This is a genomic window from Tsukamurella serpentis (genome assembly GCF_054780975.1).
In genome coordinates, this window is sequence record NZ_BAAGVH010000001.1 from 257,609 (window position 1) to 275,412 (window position 17,804).

Sequence of the window (17,804 nt, forward strand, 5' to 3'; positions counted from 1 at the left end):
GATCTCCCCGAAGGAGCAGGTCTCCGACCTCGCCTACCGGGCCGGCTGGGCGATGACCAAGCGCCTGCCCGAATCGGCGGCGAAGCTCCTCATCGACGATCTGGGTGGACGACTCGGTGCCCGCGGTGAGAACGTGCAATTGCGCAAGAACCTCGCCCGGGTGTTGGGCACCACCCCCGAGGCGGTTCCGCAGAGCCTGATCGAGCAGTCCGCGCGCTCCTACGCGCGGTACTGGCGCGAATCGTTCCGGCTGCCGTCGATGGACCATGCGCAACTCGGCGCCCAGCTCGATCAGTACGTGCAGGTCGACAGCCTCCACCGGGCCATGGCAGACGGCAAGGGAGCGGTCCTCGCCCTGCCGCACAGCGGCAACTGGGACATGGCCGGGGTGTGGCTGGTGCAGAAGTACGGCAGCTTCGCCACCGTCGCCGAGCGGCTCAAACCCGAGTCGCTGTTCCGGAGGTTCGTCGAGTACCGCGAGTCCCTGGGGTTCGAGATCTTCCCGCTCTCCGGCGGTGAGGAACCACCGATGCCGGCGCTCGCGCACCGTCTGCGCCAGGGCCGTCCGATCTGCCTGCTCGGGGAACGCGATCTCGCTCGGCACGGGGTACCGGTGACCTTCTTCGGCGAACGCACCAGGATGCCCGCCGGCCCCGCGAAGCTCGCCATCGACACCGGCGCACCGCTGCTGCCGGTGCACTGCTGGTTCGTCGGCGACGAGTGGGGCTTCAAGACCGAGGAACCGATCGACGTCTCCGGCGGCGTCGCCGACGCCACCCAGAAGCTGGCGCAGGCCTTCGAGCGGAACATCGCCGAGCACCCCGCGGACTGGCACATGCTGCAACCGCTGTGGGAGGCCGACTGGTCGAGCGCCCGCCGGGAACGGATCCTGGGAGACACCGCCTCCGCGAACGGCCCGGGCGCAGGGGTGGAGGGCACTTCGGGTGAGGACTCAGGGGTGCGCTGATGCGGATCGGAATGATCTGCCCGTACTCGTTCGACGTCGCGGGTGGCGTGCAGGCGCACGTGGTGGACCTCTCTCGGGTGCTGATCGGGAGGGGACACCAGGTATCGGTACTGACACCGTCGTCGAAGCAGACGGAGCTCCCCGATTTCGTCACCTCGTCCGGCCGGGCCGTCGCGATCCCGTACAACGGTTCGGTCTCGCGGCTGTCCTTCGGTCCGGTGGCCTTCGCCCGGCTCCGGCGGTGGATCCGCGAGGGTCAGTTCGACGTGCTGCACGTGCACGAACCGAACGCGCCGAGCCTGGGAATGCTGGCCCTGGCCATCGCCGACGGGCCGATCGTGGCCACCTTCCACACCTCCACCGAGCGCTCGCTGATGCTCTCGATGTTCCAGAGCGTGCTGCGCCCTTCCCACGAGAAGATCCGCGGCAAGATCGCCGTCTCCGAACTGGCCCGCCGCTGGCAGATGGAATCGCTCGGTTCCGATGCCATCGAGATCCCCAATGGGGTGGACGTCGCGCACTTCGCGGACGGCGATCCGCTCCCCGGGTATCCCCGCCCGGGCAAGACGGTGCTGTTCCTGGGCCGGTACGACGAGCCGCGCAAGGGGATGGCGGTGTTCCTGGAGGCGTTGCCGGCGATCGTCGCGGCACAGCCCGACGTCGAGGTGTTGGTGATCGGCCGCGGCGACGAGGAGAAGCTGCGCCGCGACGCCGGTCCGTACGCCCGGCACCTGAAACTGCTCGGTGCGGTCACCGATCAGGAGAAGGCGGCGGCGCTGCGCTCGGCCGACGTGTACGTGGCACCGAACCTCGGCGGCGAGAGCTTCGGGATCGTGCTGGTGGAGGCGATGGCCGCCGGAACAGCCGTGGTCGCGAGCAACCTCAACGCCTTCGAGCGGGTGTTGGACAGGGGAGAGGCGGGCAGGCTGTTCCCGGTGGGCGACGGTGCCGCGCTCGGTCACGCCGTGGCCGAGTTGCTCGCCGATGATCTGCGCCGCGCCGAACTGGTGTCCCGCGCCTCCGAGGTGGTGTGGCGATTCGACTGGTCGGTGGTGGCCGAGCAGGTGATCCGCGTGTACGAGACCGTCGCCGTTCCGGGCGTGGCCGTGAGCATCGACGACTGAAAGGACCGGGCGTGCTGAACCTGACCGCGACCACGGTGCTGGTCATCGGGCTGATCATGGCCGTGGTGCTGATCGCCGCCGCGATCGCGTACCAGACCGCGCATCGTCTGGATCGGCTGCACGTGCGGGTCGATCTGTCCGCGCAGGCCCTCGACGCCGCGCTGGAACGACGTGCGGCCGTGGCGCGCGCCGTCGCCGCGACCCTTCCCGCCGCGCAGGGAAAGAGCCTGCGCGCGGCTGCCGACCGTGCGGCGAACGCCGCCGCCACCGATCGCGAACCCCTGGAGAACCGGCTCTCGGCCGCGCTCGGCGCCCTCGACATCGAGACGCTGCCCCGGACGCTGGTCGCCGAGATCGCCGACGCCGATACCCGCGTCACGATGGCACGCCGCTTCCACAACGACGCCGTCCGGGACACCCGCGCGCTGCGCGGGCGCCGATTCGTCCGATGGCTGCACCTGGGCGGCACCGCCCCCATGCCGCGGTACGTCGACATCGTCGACCGCGGCGGGATCCTGCCCCCGGCGCTGCTGGCCCGCGGAGACGACCGGCGCATCTCGGCCCGGGTCATTGTGGTCGACTCCGACGGCGCTCTGCTGCTGGTCCACGGGCACCAACCGGACCGGCCCGAGGCCGGCTGGTGGTTCACCGTCGGCGGCGGGGTCGAACCCGGCGAGGACCTCGCCGCGGCCGCCGCCCGCGAACTGCACGAGGAGACCGGGCGCACGGTCGAACCGGGGGAGTTGCTCGGGCCGCTGTACCGGCGGGAGGCGGTGTACACCTTCGACGGCGTCGTCTTCGACTCCGTCGAGTACTTCTTCGCCGTGACCTGCGATAGGTTCGATCCGGCACCGTCGGGGTGGACCGAACTCGAGCGTCGCACCCTGGACGGGATGCGCTGGTGCACCGAGCAGCAGATCCGTGAATTCACGGACCCGGTGTACCCCGCGGCACTGGCCGATCTGGTGCCCGAGGTGCGGCGGGCACTGGCTGCGGGCACGGCGCCGGAGGAACCGACCTCCGTCGAATAGGGGCGAGTCGAGCAGGGGAGACGTGATGGAACCGTCGGAGATCTCCGGATACCGGGTGATTCGCCGCCTCGGCGCCGGCGGTATGGGCGAGGTGTTCCTGGTGGAGCACCCGCGGCTGCCGCGCCAGGACGCGGTCAAACTCCTCGGACCCCAGTTCGGAGGCGATCCGCAGTTCGTCGCCCGGTTCCGGCGCGAAGCGGACATCCTCGCCGGGCTGCGGCACCCGAACATCGTGACCCTCTACGACCGAGGCGAGTTCGACGGCCGGTTGTGGCTGGCGATGGAGTACGTGGCCGGTGAGGACGCCGCGCAGCACCTGCGGACACGCGGGCCGTTCGCGGCCGAGACGGTCGCGCAGGTGGTGGAGCAGGTGGGAAGTGCTCTGGACTGGGCGTGGACCGAACGGCGCTTGACCCACCGCGATGTCAAGCCGGGCAACATCCTGCTCGAACCGCCACGGTCGGGCCGCCCGCCGGTGGTGAAGCTGGTGGACTTCGGCATCGCCAAGGCCAGTGACGACGCCGGCTCGCTGACGGCGACCGGAGTCGCCGTGGGCACCATGGCGTACCTCGCGCCCGAGGTGATCGAGGGACAGTCGATCGACCACCGGGCGGATCAGTACTCATTGGCCTGCACCGCGTTCGAACTGCTCACCGGAACGCCGCCGTTCGGACCGGGCACACCCAGCTCGGTGATGATGGCGCACCTGGGGGCGCCGGTGCCCGATCCGGCCACCCGCCTCAGCGGCCTACCGATCGGGCTGGGCGCGGTCTTCGCGCGTGCGATGGCGAAGAAGCCGCAGCACCGGTTCGCCGATAACGCCGAATTCGCGCACGCCTTCCGTGCTGCGCTCGCGACGCCGGCATCGTCGGGCCCGGCGGACGCGACCGCGGTCCGGCGGACGCCCCCGCCCGGCACGATGCCCACGATGATCGCGGGGCCCGGATACGGCGATTCCGGGCCGGGGATGGCCAGTGCGCGCCCAGCGCACTCCGGACCGGTCGGTCCACCGCCGGGCAGCGGCCCTCGTGGCAGCGGGAAGGGCAACGGCCGGGTGATCGCACTGACGGCCCTGGTCGCTGTCCTGGCGGTGGCGCTCGCGGTGGTCGGCTACATCGTCTTCGCGCAGAGTCGTGGCACCACCGAGGCCGCGACGACGGCGACGGTGACCGCTACCGCCCAGGCCTCCCCGGCCTCTCCGGCGGACGGTCGGTCGACCACGGACCCGGCGACCACCTCGGCGGCCCCGACCACGACGACCAGCAGTCCGCCGGCACCGTCGGTGCCCGGCACGGACGGCTACGGATTCGTCGGGAGCCCGGCGCGCTGCGCCGGCGGTGAGACTCTTGAACTCGCGATACTCACCTCCGGAACGGGAGCCGGTTCCAAGGTGGTGATCTGCAGTTCCGGAGGCTCGTACACCTACCGGGGCGCGCGAGCCTCCAGGGACAACAGCGGATTGACGCTCCCGGCCACCAGGTCCGGCGCGGACACCTACCGCGCCGTGAACAGCAGGGACGGCGCTTCCACCGTGTACACCGTCAGCTCCGGCGGACTGGTGATCACCCGCGGCGACGGCAAGCCGGTCGCTTCGGAACCCGCCGAATCGCGCTGGGTCCGCTGATCGTCCGGCTCCGGACGCGACGACGCGGGGGCCGGGGACGGGCGCGGCTGTACCCACCCCAACGGCTCCGCAGCCGCATCGGGGATACTGGACGCCCAGCACGCCACGGCTACGAGGAGTTCCGTCAGTGTCCACTGATCCGCAGACCGCACCCGTCACCGGCACCGCCCGCGTCAAGCGCGGCATGGCCGAGATGTTGAAGGGCGGCGTGATCATGGACGTGGTCACCCCCGAGCAGGCCAAGATCGCCGAGGACGCCGGCGCCGTCGCCGTCATGGCGCTGGAGCGGGTACCCGCCGACATCCGTGCCCAGGGCGGTGTCAGCCGCATGTCCGATCCGGACATGATCGACGGCATCATCAACGCCGTCAGCATCCCGGTGATGGCCAAGGCCCGGATCGGTCACTTCGTGGAGGCGCAGATCCTGCAGGCCCTCGGTGTGGACTACATCGACGAGTCCGAGGTGCTCACCCCGGCCGACTACAGCAACCACATCGACAAGTTCGCCTTCACCGTGCCCTTCGTATGCGGCGCCACCAACCTCGGAGAGGCGCTGCGCCGGATCACCGAGGGCGCGGCGATGATCCGCAGCAAGGGTGAGGCCGGCACCGGTGACGTCTCCAACGCCACCACCCACATGCGCAAGATCCTGGGTGAGATCCGCCGCCTCACCTCACTGCCCGAGGACGAGCTGTACGTGGCTGCCAAGGAACTGCAGGCGCCGTACGACCTGGTCGTGGAGGTCGCCAAGGCGGGCAAGCTGCCTGTCACGCTGTTCACCGCGGGCGGTATCGCCACCCCCGCCGACGCGGCGATGATGATGCAGCTCGGTGCCGAGGGCGTGTTCGTCGGCTCCGGCATCTTCAAATCGGGCAACCCCGAGCAGCGCGCGAAGGCGATCGTGGCCGCGACCACCTTCTACGACGATCCGGGCAAGCTGGCCGAGGTCTCCAGGGGCCTCGGAGAGGCGATGGTGGGCATCAACGTCGACGACATCCCGCAGCCGCACCGCCTGGCAGAACGCGGCTGGTAACGGCATGTCGCCCTCCGGGGCCCGGCGAATCGCGCTAGCGTCGAGGCTGCGCATCCCGGGAAGCCCGGGAAGTTCCTGAAAGCAGTGAGGCGGAGGATGTCAGACCGAGCAATGGACGAGGCCACCGAGGAGGGCGAGGCGTACACGCCCACCGCCGCGACCCGGAGCGGAGCACAGGTGCCGGCCGCGCCGATCGCGTTGCGCGTGCTGGCGTACATCGCTGACCTGTGCGTCGCGGTGACCGCGATCGCCATCGCGTCGATCATCAACGTGACAGCCGGTCTGGACAAGGGCTGGATCCTGGTCGGCGCCGGAGCGGCCGTCGCGATCATCGCGTCGATCGTGCTGCACGGTGTCTTCGGTGCCAGCCCCGGCAAGATGCTGGCCGGTCTCAAGGTGGTCGACGCGCAGTCCGAGCGGCGCATCGGCTTCCCCGGCGCGGCGATCCGCTCCGTGGTCTTCAACCTGCTCGCACCACTGGTCTACCTGCCCGGATGGTCGATCCTGGCGGACCGGGACCGCCGTGGCATCCACGAGAAGGCCTCCCGTTCCACTGTGGTCGACGCCGATCTGGTCGCCTCCGACGCCGACGCTCACACCGATTCCGACGCCGCGGCCTTCGGCGGCTCGCAGGTCTCGGACCCGTTCGACGAGCAGACCGGCGAGCGTGAGCAGGGCCTGCAGCGCATCCCCACGCCGCTGCCCCCCGGCTTCGAGTCTCCGGCCGCGGCGGCTTCGCCGGCCGGCGGTCATGACGGTCGCGGCACCGACGTCGACGCCAAGACTTCAGGCGTACGCGAACGTCTGGCCCCGCCGGAGCTGCCGCCGCTACCCGACGACGTCCCCGGCCTGCGTCCGATCCCGCCCCGCTTCGGCCCGCCACCCACCGAGGGCGACGCGCCCGCTGCGCCGCTCCCGGCCCCCGGACAGGCGCCCCCGCCCGCAGGGCAGCCGCCCCGGCCGCCGCAGCCCGCGCCCGGCCCGCAGCACGGCGGCCCCCAGCAGTTCGTGCCACCGCGACCCTCCGGCCCGGTGCCCGGCGCAGGTGTGCCCGGACCGGGAGTCGGCGCACCGGTTCCCGGTGCGGTACCGGGGCCCGGCCCGCAGCCGCCCCGCGCCGGCGGTCAGCCGCCGCGTCCGGCCGCTCCGACCCCGCTGCAGTCCGGCGGCGCTCCCATCGTGCTCCGCTTCGACGACGGCCACTCGGTGGACGTGCGCGGCGACGGCATCATCGGCCGCGAACCGGTGATCCCGCAGGGCGGGGATTCGTCGAAGATCACCAAGCACGTGCTGGTCGACGACACCGCATCGGTGTCCAAGACGCACCTGCTGTTCGGCATCACCCGGGGTGAGCTGTGGGTGGAGGACGTGGGCTCGACCAACGGCTCCGCGATCGCCTTCGGGGACTCGTGGACCGAGCTCACCAAGGGGGTCAGGTACGCCGTGGAGAAGGGCAGCGTCGTGCACATGGGTCAGCGCAGTTTCCGGGTGTTCGGCGGATGACGACCGAAGCGGGCGAAGCACGCTCGGAGATCGTCTACGGCATCCAGGGCGGCGTGTCCATGAAGTGGGTGGCCATCAGCAACCCCGGCCGGGTGCGGATGACCAACGAGGACGGTGCCCTCACCGGCCCCGGCATGTTCCTGCTCGCCGACGGCATGGGCGGCCACGATGCCGGTGAGGTGGCGTCCGCCGCTGCCCTGGAAGCTCTCGCCGAGGTCTTCGGCCCCGAACCCGCCGAGGCCCAGGAGGTGATGGAGCAGGTGGTCGACCGGCTGCGCGATGCGCACGCCGCGATCGAGGCCATCGACTCCGAGACCGGCAAGCGGGCCGGCACCACGGTCACCGGGGTGCTGCTGACCACCTACGAGGGGGTGCCGCATTGGCTGGTGGTCAACATCGGCGATTCACGCACCTACCGGCTGGCCGAGGGGTACTTCGAGCAGCTCACGGTCGATCACTCGCAGGTCCAGGAACTGATCAACGGGGGCTTCCTGAGTCCCGAGCAGGCGCGGGTGGATCCCCGCCGGAACGTGATCACCCGGGCTCTGGGCGCCGGAATGGAACCGGACGCCGACTTCTGGATCGTTCCCGCCCAGCAGCGGGAGAAGCTGCTGGTGTGCTCGGACGGGCTCAACGGCGAGCTCACCGACGACGAGATCCGGCAGATCCTCGCCAGTGACGCCCCGATCGACGAATGCGCCGACCAGTTGGTGTCGGCGGCGCTCAACGCCGGTGGCCGTGACAACGTGACGGTGATCGTCGTGGACGCGACCACGGAGCCCGTCGGCGCCGACTGGTGAGCTGAGGAGGCCGATCGACGTGGCTGACATCGAAGCACTGCTCAGTCTGGAGCAGATCGACCGCGACATCTTCCGCGGCATCCACGCACCGTCGGTGCTGGCCCGCACCTTCGGGGGACAGGTGGCCGGGCAGGCACTGCGGTCCGCGGTCTCGACGGTGCCCGAGGGCATGCAGGTGCATTCGCTGCACGGCTACTTCCTGCGCCCGGGCAACCCCGACGCCGACACCGTGTACCTGGTCGACCGGATCCGCGACGGTCGATCGTTCTGCACCCGGCGGGTCAACGGGGTCCAGGACGGCCAGGCGATCTTCTCCATGTCGGCGTCGTTCCAAGCGATCGGCCAGCAGGGGATCGAGCACGCCGACGAGATGCCACCCGCCCCGGACCCGGAGACCGTGCCGAGTCCGAAGGAGGATCCGAACGCCACCGCCGAGTCGCGCGGACTGATCCAGGAGTGGAGCAACTGGGACATCCGGATCGTGCCGCAGGCCGATACCGAGCCGTACGTGCGCCGCGCCGTGCATCAGCAGGTGTGGTTCAAGCACATCGGCCGGCTCCCGGACGATCAGCACATCCACGTCAGCGCCCTGGCCTACATGTCCGACATGACGTTGCTGTCCTCGGCGCGGGTCAGGCACCCGGGCGTCGACACCCAGGTCGCCTCGCTCGATCACGCCATGTGGTTCCTGCGCCCGTTCCGCGCCGACGAGTGGCTGCTCTACGACCAGACCTCGCCGTCGGCGGGGGAGGGGCGCGCCCTGACCGCCGGCCGGATCTTCGCGCTCGACGGCTCGCTCGTGGCCGTCGTGATCCAGGAGGGCTTGCACCGCTTCCGCGCCTGACCGGGGCGGCACCTAAGCTGGCTGCTCGTGACGGCACGGATCGGGGTACTGGCTCTGCAGGGCGACGTGCGCGAGCACCGTCGGGCGCTCGAAGCGGTGGGAGCGACCACTGCGGCGGTGCGGACCGCTGCCGACCTCGCCGCCGTCGACGGCATCGTGCTTCCCGGTGGGGAGTCCACCACGATGAGCCGGCTACTGGGAGTCTTCGAGCTCCACCATCCGCTGCGCGCCGCCCTCGCCGCCGGCCTGCCCGCCTACGGTTCGTGCGCCGGGATGATCCTGCTGGCCTCCGAGGTACTCGACACCCGTCCCGATGCCCGCTGTCTCGGTGCCATCGACATGACCGTCCGGCGCAACGCCTTCGGCCGGCAGGTGGATTCGTTCGAGACCGACCTCGATGTCGCAGGTGTCGACGGCGGTCCGGTGCGGGCGGTGTTCATCCGGGCGCCGTGGGTCGAGCGGGTCGGTGACGGCGTCGACGTACTCGCCGCCGTCCCGGCCGATGCGGGCGGCGGTGCGGGGGCGGTGGTCGCCGTTCAGCAGGGCCGCGTGATCGCCACCTCCTTCCACCCGGAGGTCACCGGCGATCTGCGCATCCACCGCCGGTTCGTGGATCTGGTGCGGGCCCGGTAGTACCGGCGCCGGTGGATGCGTAGGGCACTACGCGTAAACTCAAGGGGTTGACGGCGTGACCACATCGACCCGGAGGTTCCTTTGAGCGGCCATTCCAAATGGGCTACCACCAAGCACAAGAAGGCGGCCATCGACGCCAAGCGCGGCAAGCTGTTCGCCAAGCTGATCAAGAACATCGAGGTCGCGGCGCGTACCGGCGGCGGCGATCCCGACGGTAACCCCACGCTCTACGACGCCATCCAGAAGGCGAAGAAGAACTCCGTCCCCAATGACAACATCGAGCGGGCACGCAAGCGCGGCGGTGGCGAGGAGGGCGGCGGCGCCGACTGGCAGACCATCATGTACGAGGGCTACGGCCCGAACGGCGTGGCGGTGCTGATCGAGTGCCTGACCGACAACCGCAACCGCGCCGCCGGCGAGGTCCGGGTCGCGATGACCCGCAACGGCGGCAACATGGCCGATCCGGGTTCGGTGTCGTACCTGTTCGCGCGCAAGGGCATCGTCACCCTGGACAAGAACGACCAGGCCGAGGACGACGTCCTGATGGCGGTCCTGGACGCCGGTGCCGAGGAGATCAGCGATCTCGGTGAGCAGTTCGAGATCGTCTCGGAGCCCACCGACCTGGTGGCCGTGCGTTCGGCGCTGCAGGAGGCCGGCATCGATTACGAGTCCGCCGAGTCCGGATTCCGCGCGTCGGTGGAGGTTCCGGTGGACGCCGACGGTGCCCGGAAGGTGTTCAAGCTCGTCGACGCGCTCGAGGACAGCGACGACGTGCAGAACGTCTACACCAACGTCGACATCTCCGATGAGGTTCTCGCCCAGCTCGACGAGGACTGACGTCGTAGAATTGGCGTATTGGATCGGGTCTACTGTTCGGTAATCGAGCGTCAGGATATTCTCAGGTTGTGACACGCACCCGAACGGCCCTGCGCCGTGCCCCGGCTCTCGCTCTGGTGGTCGCACTGCTGCTCGGTGCCGGCGGCGCCGCGGTGTGGGAGGCCGGACGCGCGGAGACCGTCCACGGCGCCAAGGCCCTGGGCGTCGAATTCGGCGCGCTCGGTGAGACCGACGCCGCACAGCGACTGCAGCCCGCGGCGCACCGCGTGCAGACCGAGCAGATCACCCTGCGCACCGCCAAGGGCACGGTTCGGATGACTCCGGCCGAGCTGGGCCTGAAGGTGGACGTGGCGGGCACCATCGATCGCGCGGTCGAACAGCGTTCGCCCTGGCGGGACCTGGTGGGCCTGTTCAAGGACCGGCACGTGCACCCGGCCTCCTCGGTGGATCGTCCCGTCTTCGACGCCGCGCTGGCGAAGACGGCGGCCGCGCTCACCTCCGCGGCGGGCGACGGCGCGGTCATCTACCGCGACGGCCACCCGGTGCCCGTCGACCCGAAGCCCGGTGACCGGATCGACCCGCAGAAGGCCGCCGCAGCGGTCCTCGCGGCCTGGCCGGACTCGACCGACATCACCCTCCCCACCGAGGCCGTCACCACCACCGTCACGCCGGAGAAGGTCCGCGAGGTGGCGGGCGGCGCCGCGGCGCAGGCCATCGCCTCCGATGTGGTGCTGCGCCGCGACGCCGTCGGCACCGCGGCAGCCGGAGTGGTCGGGCGGGTCTCCGGCAACGACATCGGCACGTTCCTCTCGTTCCGGCCCGACGGATCCGGTGAACTCACCCCGAGGATCGACCGGGAGGCGCTGAAGAAGGTGCTCGACACCCGGCTCGAGTCCGCGGTCGCCGAGCCCAAGGACGCCGGATTCACCCTGGCCGGTGGCGCGCCGAGCGTCACCGAAGCGGTGCCCGGCCGCGAAGTGGTCTGGGATCCGACACTGGACGCGGTGAGCAAGGCGGTCACCGAGCGCTCCACCCAGGGGCGTACCGCGACGGCACGGTTCAAGACCGTCGAGCCGAAGCTCACCACCGCACGCGCCAAGGAACTCGGGGTGCGCGAGGTGGTCAGCGAGTTCTCCACCGGTGGCTTCACCGACGCATCCGGCCAGAACATCCGGAGGGTGGCCCAGGTGGTCAACGGCGCCGTGGTGCTGCCCGGCGAGACCTTCTCGCTCAACGGCTACACCGGCTCTCGCGGCACGGCGCAGGGCTACGTGGAGTCCGGGATCATCAACAACGGCCGCCCGGACAAGGCTGTCGGCGGCGGCATCTCGCAGTTCGCCACCACTCTGTACAACGCGTCGTACTTCGCCGGCCTGGCGGACGCCGGTCACACCGAACACAGCTACTACATCTCCCGCTACCCCGAGGCGCGCGAGGCCACCGTCTTCGAGGGCGCGATCGATCTGAAGTTCACCAACGACACGCCCTACGGAATCGTCATCGAGTCCAGTGCCGGAGCATCGTCGGTGACCGTGCGCATGTGGAGCACCAAGAACCGGGATGTGCAGTCCAGCACCGGAGCACGCAGCCTGCCGACCTCACCGTCGACCATCCGCCTGCCGAAGGGGCCGCACTGCGTGGCCAGCACCGGCCAGCCCGGCTTCACCACCAGCAACACCCGGGTGGTGACCGATATCAAGAGCGGCGCGGTGGTCTCCCGCAACACCCGCACCGTCAAGTACGACCCGGTGCCCACCGTCATCTGCGAATGACGCCGGGCGGCGGACGAGCCGCGTGTTGGGCGGATGGATGCGTTCAGCACTCCGGTATGCTCTCGAACAAAGGTTTGACTGTTCGAGGTGCCGGGAGGTGGCGATGCGGGTGATGGGCGTGGACCCGGGCCTGACCCGGTGCGGCCTCTCCGTGGTCGAGACCGGTCAGGGCCGGAAGGTAACCGCTCTCGACGTCGATGTGGTGCGCACCCCCGCCGCGATGCCGCTCGCCGAACGCCTTCTCGCGGTGTGGACGGCCGCCGAGTTCTGGATGGACACCCACCGGCCGGACGTGATCGCCGTCGAGCGGGTCTTCGCCCAGCACAACGTCTCCACCGCGATGGGGACCGCCCAGGCCGGCGGTGTGGTGGCGCTGGCCGCGGCCCGCCGCGGGATCGACGTGCACTTCCACACCCCGTCGGAGGTGAAGGCCGCCGTGACCGGCAACGGCAACGCCGGTAAGGCGCAGGTGACGGCGATGATCACCCGGATCCTCGGGCTGCAGAAGGCTCCGGAACCCGCGGATGCCGCCGACGCCCTGGCGCTCGCGGTGTGCCACAGCTGGCGCGCTCCGATGATCGCGCGGATGGCGGAGGCCGAGCGCCGCGCCGCGGAACAGAAGAAGGTCTTCGAGCAGCGGCTCGCGGCCCAGCGCCGGGCCGGCCGGACCACCGATGCGGGCACCGTCCGCGCGACAGGAGGAGTGCGATGATCGCGTCGCTGCGCGGCGAGGTTCGGCACATCGGGCTCGACCACGTGGTGGTCGAATGCGCCGGGGTCGGTTACAAGGTGCTGGTGGCGCCCGCGACGGCCGGTTCCCTGACCCGCGGCGCCGAGGGGTACCTGCTCACCTCGATGGTGATCCGGGAGGATTCGCACACCCTCTACGGCTTCACCGACGCCCCGCAGCAGGAGTTGTTCCACCTGCTGCAGACCGTGCAGGGGGTGGGGCCACGGCTGGCGATGGCGGCGATCGCCGTCCTGGCGCCCGCGCAGATGCAGACCGCGATCGCCTCCGGCGACGTCAAGACGCTGTGCCTGATCCCTGGAATCGGCAAGCGGGTCGCCGAGCGGATCCACGTCGAGCTCAAGGACAAGGTCTCCGCCACCGCCTCCGACGGTGCTGCCGCTGCGGGCGGCGCGCTGCCCGCCGGTGGGGTGGCACAGCAACTGCTCGACGCCCTGGAGGGACTGGGTTTCACGCCCAAGCAGGCCGAGCCCGCGGTCACCGCCGCCATCGAGGCCGGGCCGGAGCGGTCCGTTTCGGAACTGCTGCGCGACGCCCTGAAATCGTTGGGGCGCGGCTAGATGCACGGCGACGAGGAACCGGGAGGCGAGTTCGGGCAGGACGTCTCCGGCATCATGGGGCCGTCGCCGCTCACCGGTGACGACACCGAATCGCTGCGGCCGACGTCGCTGGACGAGTTCATCGGCCAGCCGAAGGTCCGTGAGCAACTGCAACTGGTGTTGCGCGGAGCGCGGCAACGCGGCGGCACCCCCGATCACATCCTGCTCTCCGGTCCACCCGGACTCGGCAAGACCAGCCTGGCGATGATCATCGCCGCCGAACTCGGCACGGCCCTGCGGGTGACTTCGGGCCCCGCTCTCGAACGCGCCGGTGACCTCGTGGCGATGCTCTCGAACCTGGTCGAGGGCGACGTGCTGTTCATCGACGAGATCCACCGGATGGCGCGCCCCGCCGAGGAGATGCTCTACCTGGCCATGGAGGACTTCCGGGTGGACGTGGTGGTCGGCAAGGGACCCGGTGCGACCTCGATCCCGCTGGACGTGGCGCCGTTCACTCTGGTGGGCGCCACTACTCGCTCCGGTGCGCTCACCGGGCCGCTGCGGGACCGTTTCGGGTTCACCGCGCACATGGACTTCTACGAGACCGCCGATCTGGTGCGGGTGATCGAGCGCAGCGCGAGGATCCTCGGCATCACCATCGAACGGGAGGCCGCGGCCGAGATCGGCAGTCGTAGCCGCGGCACGCCACGGATCGCCAACCGCCTGTTGCGACGGGTCCGGGATTTCGCCGACGTCCGCGCCGACGGTCTGGTCACCGTGGAGGTGGCGCGCGGCGCGCTCAAGGTGTACGACGTCGACGAACTCGGTCTCGACCGGCTCGACCGCGCCGTTCTCGGTGCACTGATCCGCAGTTTCGGCGGGGGACCGGTGGGCGTGTCCACACTGGCCGTGGCGGTCGGTGAGGAACCGGGCACCGTCGAGGAGGTGTGCGAACCGTTCCTGGTGCGGGCCGGGATGCTGGCGCGGACCCCCCGCGGCCGGGTGGCGACCATGGCGGCCTGGCGCCACCTCGGGCTCGAGCCTCCCGCGGGTGCGCTCGCCTCCGGGATCGAGGTCCGCGGGGACTTCGACGCCGGCGACGAGCGGCTGTTCTGAAGCGATAGCGCCCCGGCGAGTGGGACCGAGTGCAACCGACCGGGTGCGTCGTCGGTCCCGACGGACGGGGATGGCGCTCAGGCGAGCGCGGCAGCGCCCAGTGCCACCAGCAGCCCGGCCTTGACCACCTCCAGGGCGATGTACCCGAAGTGGAGGCGACTGCGCGGCATCCGTTCGGACACCTGACCGGACGACACCCGCCGGTCCATCAGCCGGCGCAGCACCACGCAGGCGAGCAGGTCGGCGACTGCGAACCCGAACAGCGTCATGGTGAGCGGATTGCGCGGACCCACGACCAGCGCGATGGCGATGACCACCGCCAGCACCTCCTCGCACTCGTTGAGCGCGCGGAAGACCAGCCGCCCGATGCCGACACCCAATGGGACCGTGATGCCGGGCGCACGGAACTTCAGCGGCGCCTCCACGAAGGAGATGGCCAGGATCATTCCGAGCCAGACGAAGGCCACTGCGGAGACGACGGCGTTCACGCGTCGATCGTAGGAACGTGGAATCACACCACGATGACCAGGACGTTTCGCCGGGACATCTGTCCCGCCCGGATCGTCCGGACGAACCTGTCGGTGCCGGCGTCTACCCTCGTCGCAGGTACCGGACCAGAGGAAGTGCGATGACGGAGACGATGCTCACCGGGGCCCGCGCGGTCCGCGCCCGCGAGGTGATCGAGGCTCTCGCCGGTCCCGGAGCGCAACTGCGACCGGATCAGGAACGGGCAGTGGCGGCGCTGCTGGAGCCGTCGGCGCGGGTGCTGGTGGTCCAAGCCACCGGCTGGGGCAAGTCCGCGGTCTACTGGGTCGCCACCGCACTGCGCCGGGCCGAGGGCGCGGGACCTGCGCTGATCGTCTCTCCGTTGCTGTCGCTGATGCGCGATCAGGTGGGTGCGGCCCAGCGCGCCGGACTGCGTGCGGCCACCTTGAACTCGTCGAACTTCGACGAGTGGAACACCATCGAGGGCGCGCTGGCGGCGGGCGAGGTCGATGTCCTGCTGGTCTCCCCGGAACGCCTGGCCAATCCGTCGTTCGGGCGCCGGGTGCTCTCCGCGATGGAGGGCTCCCTCGGGCTACTGGTGATCGACGAGGCGCATGCCGTCTCCGACTGGGGTCACGACTTCCGCCCGGACTACCGCCGGGTCTCCGACGTGCTCACCCGGATGCACCCGTCTGCCCCGGTGCTCGCCACCACCGCCACCGCGAACGCACGTGTCACCGAGGACGTCGCGGCTCAGCTCGGTAGTGCCACCCTGGTGCTCCGCGGGCCGCTCGCCCGCCGATCCCTGCAGCTGAACGTGCTGCCCCCGCTGGCTCCGATCACCCGGTACGCCTGGGTGGCGAAGAACCTGCCGGAGCTCCCCGGATCCGGCATCGTCTACGCGCTGACGGTGGCCGACGCCGAACGCCTGGTGGACGGGGTCCGCGCAGTGCACGGCTCCGACCACCCGGTGGCCGCCTACACCGGCAAACTCGACCCGGACACCCGCGCCCGGCTGGAGGACGACCTGCGCGCCAACCGGGTCAAGGCGCTCATCGCGACCTCGGCGCTGGGGATGGGATTCGACAAGCCCGATCTGGGATTCGTGGTGCACGTGGGTTCACCACCGTCTCCCGTCTCGTACTACCAGCAGGTCGGCCGTGCCGGCCGCGCCATCGACCACGCGGTGGTCGCACTGCTGCCGTCGGACTCCGATGCGGGAGTGTGGGACTACTTCGCCACCGCCACGATCCCGGACCCGCAGCAGATGGACCGGGTTCTCGGTGCCCTCGCCGACGCCGAATCGGGGGAGGGGATCTCGGCGATCGCGCTGGAGGCGAGCACCGGGATCCGCCGCACTCGAATCGATCTCATGCTCAAGCAACTCGCCGTCGACGGCGCGGTGGAGCGGGTCGACGGTGGCTACCGCGCCACCGGGACCGCATGGCACTTCGACGCCGCCCGCTACGAGGGGATCGTGGCCACCCGCCGCCGGGAGGCGGACATCATGCGCGCCTACACCCGCGGTGAACGCTGCCTGATGCAGTTGCTCACCGAATCGCTCGACGATCCCGAGGCCGCCCCGTGCGGGCGCTGTTCGGTATGCCTCGGTCACGTTCCGGACGGTCTCGGCGACGAGGTCGGCCCGGATACCACCCGTGCTGTCGCGGGATCGCTCCGCGCCCAGAGTCAGGTCCTGGAACCGCGCAAGATGTGGCCCGGGGGCGACAGCGGCCGAAAGGGCCGGATCGCCCCGGGCTCGGCCGCCGAATTCGGGCGCGTGCTGGTCTTCGCGGACGCCCCCGAGTGGACCGGGACCGTTGCCGCGGCCCGCACCGGTGACCGCCGGGCCATCGACGATCTCGCCGATGCCGCCGTCGCGGCACTGAGCCGCTGGCGCCACCAATGGCGGGCGCGCCCGGAGATCGTGGCGTCCCTGCAGCTGACCGACTCCCCGATGCCGGTGGAGCCGGTCTCGGACCGGATCGCCGAGGTCGGCCGCCTCGGGCGGGTCGGTCTTCCGGCGCCGGCCGGGCCGCCGCCCGGCCGGGACGCCTCCGGCGCCCAGGAGGCGGCGCACTGGATCGAGCGGATCCGGCTCGGTGACGCGGCCGCAGCGGTCCCGGGACGGTCCGTGCTGCTCGTGGTGGACGAATCCGCGACCGGTTGGGCCGTCACCGTCGCCGCGGCCGCGCTGCGTGAGGCCGGAGCTGAGGTGGTCCTACCCTTGGTGGTGCACCGTCCGGCCTGACCGGGACGACATGTGGAACACTGGAGGACTGAGTGCTGCCCGCGACCCGGGCGACCACGCCGCGGAGCGTCCGCGGCCCCCCGATACGAGGAGACCCGTCCATGGAACTTCTGCTGCCCCTCCTGCTCGTCCTGATGCTCGTCTTCATGTTCTTCCAGTTCCGGAAGCAGAAGAAGCAGATGAACGAGACCATGGCGATGCAGGAGAGCCTGACCGTCGGCACCAAGGTGATGACCAGCACCGGTCTGTACGGCACCGTCGTCGGACTCGGTGAGGACACCGTCGATCTGGAGATCGCGCCGGGCGTCGCCACCACCTGGGTCCGCCGCGCCATCGCCAAGGTGCTCACCCCGGAGGAGCTCGGCGCCCCGTCCATCGAGGACGAGACCGCGATCGACGGCGACAAGCGTCCCGAGGACCGCTGACCCGCGCCGCATCCACCACAGCACCGTCCGGCCCGCCGCCGGACGGTGTTCGAACGCCGAGGAGTCGTAAC

The 17,804-nt window shown here is 70.6% G+C and carries 17 protein-coding genes; 16 read left to right on the plus strand and 1 reads right to left on the minus strand.

Annotated features, from left to right (window positions below; genetic code table 11):
- Window position 1: 1 nt before the first annotated feature.
- The 14 genes from ACYVHG_RS01255 to ruvB all read left to right on the plus strand — a co-directional run bounded on the left by ACYVHG_RS01255 (window position 2) and on the right by ruvB (window position 14,571).
- Window positions 2-967, plus strand: coding sequence for a phosphatidylinositol mannoside acyltransferase (locus tag ACYVHG_RS01255; protein WP_461165844.1), 966 nt, complete (start codon window positions 2-4; stop codon window positions 965-967).
- A complete protein-coding gene (locus ACYVHG_RS01260) occupies window positions 967-2,091 on the plus strand; it encodes a glycosyltransferase family 4 protein (protein ID WP_461165607.1) in 1,125 nt (374 codons plus the stop codon). The genes ACYVHG_RS01255 and ACYVHG_RS01260 overlap by 1 nt, the downstream gene beginning before the upstream one ends.
- A 14-nt stretch (window positions 2,092-2,105) precedes the next feature.
- Window positions 2,106-3,122, plus strand: a complete 1,017-nt coding sequence (locus ACYVHG_RS01265) for an NUDIX hydrolase (RefSeq protein WP_461165845.1) — start codon at window positions 2,106-2,108, stop codon at window positions 3,120-3,122.
- Window positions 3,123-3,147: 25 nt separating this feature from the next.
- Window positions 3,148-4,746 carry a serine/threonine-protein kinase gene (locus ACYVHG_RS01270; protein ID WP_461165608.1) on the plus strand — a complete coding sequence of 533 codons (1,599 nt, stop codon included), beginning with the start codon at window positions 3,148-3,150 and terminating at the stop codon, window positions 4,744-4,746.
- Window positions 4,747-4,873: 127 nt separating this feature from the next.
- The gene (gene pdxS / locus ACYVHG_RS01275) at window positions 4,874-5,779 is read left to right on the plus strand and encodes a pyridoxal 5'-phosphate synthase lyase subunit PdxS (RefSeq protein WP_461165609.1); all 906 of its coding nucleotides are present in this window, start codon (window positions 4,874-4,876) and stop codon (window positions 5,777-5,779) included.
- A 96-nt stretch (window positions 5,780-5,875) separates the two neighbouring features.
- The gene (locus tag ACYVHG_RS01280) at window positions 5,876-7,282 is read left to right on the plus strand and encodes an RDD family protein (protein WP_461165610.1); all 1,407 of its coding nucleotides are present in this window, start codon (window positions 5,876-5,878) and stop codon (window positions 7,280-7,282) included.
- Complete coding sequence (locus tag ACYVHG_RS01285; protein ID WP_461165611.1) at window positions 7,279-8,082, plus strand: PP2C family protein-serine/threonine phosphatase; 804 nt, start codon at window positions 7,279-7,281, stop codon at window positions 8,080-8,082. The genes ACYVHG_RS01280 and ACYVHG_RS01285 overlap by 4 nt, the downstream gene beginning before the upstream one ends.
- Window positions 8,083-8,101: 19 nt before the next feature.
- Window positions 8,102-8,926, plus strand: coding sequence for an acyl-CoA thioesterase (locus ACYVHG_RS01290; protein ID WP_461165612.1), 825 nt, complete (start codon window positions 8,102-8,104; stop codon window positions 8,924-8,926).
- Between the two features lie 21 nt (window positions 8,927-8,947).
- A complete protein-coding gene (gene pdxT / locus ACYVHG_RS01295; RefSeq protein ID WP_461165846.1) occupies window positions 8,948-9,559 on the plus strand; it encodes a pyridoxal 5'-phosphate synthase glutaminase subunit PdxT in 612 nt (203 codons plus the stop codon).
- Between the two features lie 81 nt (window positions 9,560-9,640).
- Entirely contained in the window at window positions 9,641-10,396 is a 756-nt protein-coding gene (locus tag ACYVHG_RS01300) for a YebC/PmpR family DNA-binding transcriptional regulator (RefSeq protein WP_461165613.1), read from the plus strand.
- Between the two features lie 68 nt (window positions 10,397-10,464).
- Window positions 10,465-12,168 carry a VanW family protein gene (locus ACYVHG_RS01305; RefSeq protein WP_461165614.1) on the plus strand — a complete coding sequence of 568 codons (1,704 nt, stop codon included), beginning with the start codon at window positions 10,465-10,467 and terminating at the stop codon, window positions 12,166-12,168.
- 103 nt (window positions 12,169-12,271) lie between these two features.
- Entirely contained in the window at window positions 12,272-12,880 is a 609-nt protein-coding gene (locus tag ACYVHG_RS01310) for a crossover junction endodeoxyribonuclease RuvC (protein ID WP_461165847.1), read from the plus strand.
- On the plus strand, window positions 12,877-13,476 hold the full coding sequence (gene ruvA, locus ACYVHG_RS01315) for a Holliday junction branch migration protein RuvA (RefSeq protein ID WP_461165615.1): 600 nt from the start codon (window positions 12,877-12,879) through the stop codon (window positions 13,474-13,476). Before ACYVHG_RS01310 ends, ruvA begins: the two co-directional genes overlap by 4 nt.
- Complete coding sequence (ruvB, locus tag ACYVHG_RS01320) at window positions 13,477-14,571, plus strand: Holliday junction branch migration DNA helicase RuvB (RefSeq protein ID WP_461165616.1); 1,095 nt, start codon at window positions 13,477-13,479, stop codon at window positions 14,569-14,571. It begins immediately after the preceding gene.
- A 77-nt stretch (window positions 14,572-14,648) separates the two neighbouring features.
- On the opposite strand, the gene ACYVHG_RS01325 is transcribed toward ruvB, so the two are convergent.
- Window positions 14,649-15,059 carry a hypothetical protein gene (locus tag ACYVHG_RS01325; protein ID WP_461165617.1) on the minus strand — a complete coding sequence of 137 codons (411 nt, stop codon included), beginning with the start codon at window positions 15,057-15,059 and terminating at the stop codon, window positions 14,649-14,651.
- A 140-nt stretch (window positions 15,060-15,199) separates the two neighbouring features.
- On the opposite strand from ACYVHG_RS01325, the gene ACYVHG_RS01330 reads away from it, so the two are divergent.
- Together ACYVHG_RS01330 and yajC are read left to right on the plus strand one after the other, a co-directional pair.
- A complete protein-coding gene (locus tag ACYVHG_RS01330; protein ID WP_461165618.1) occupies window positions 15,200-17,308 on the plus strand; it encodes a RecQ family ATP-dependent DNA helicase in 2,109 nt (702 codons plus the stop codon).
- Window positions 17,309-17,409: 101 nt separating this feature from the next.
- The gene (gene yajC / locus ACYVHG_RS01335; protein ID WP_461165619.1) at window positions 17,410-17,733 is read left to right on the plus strand and encodes a preprotein translocase subunit YajC; all 324 of its coding nucleotides are present in this window, start codon (window positions 17,410-17,412) and stop codon (window positions 17,731-17,733) included.
- Window positions 17,734-17,804: the final 71 nt, after the last annotated feature.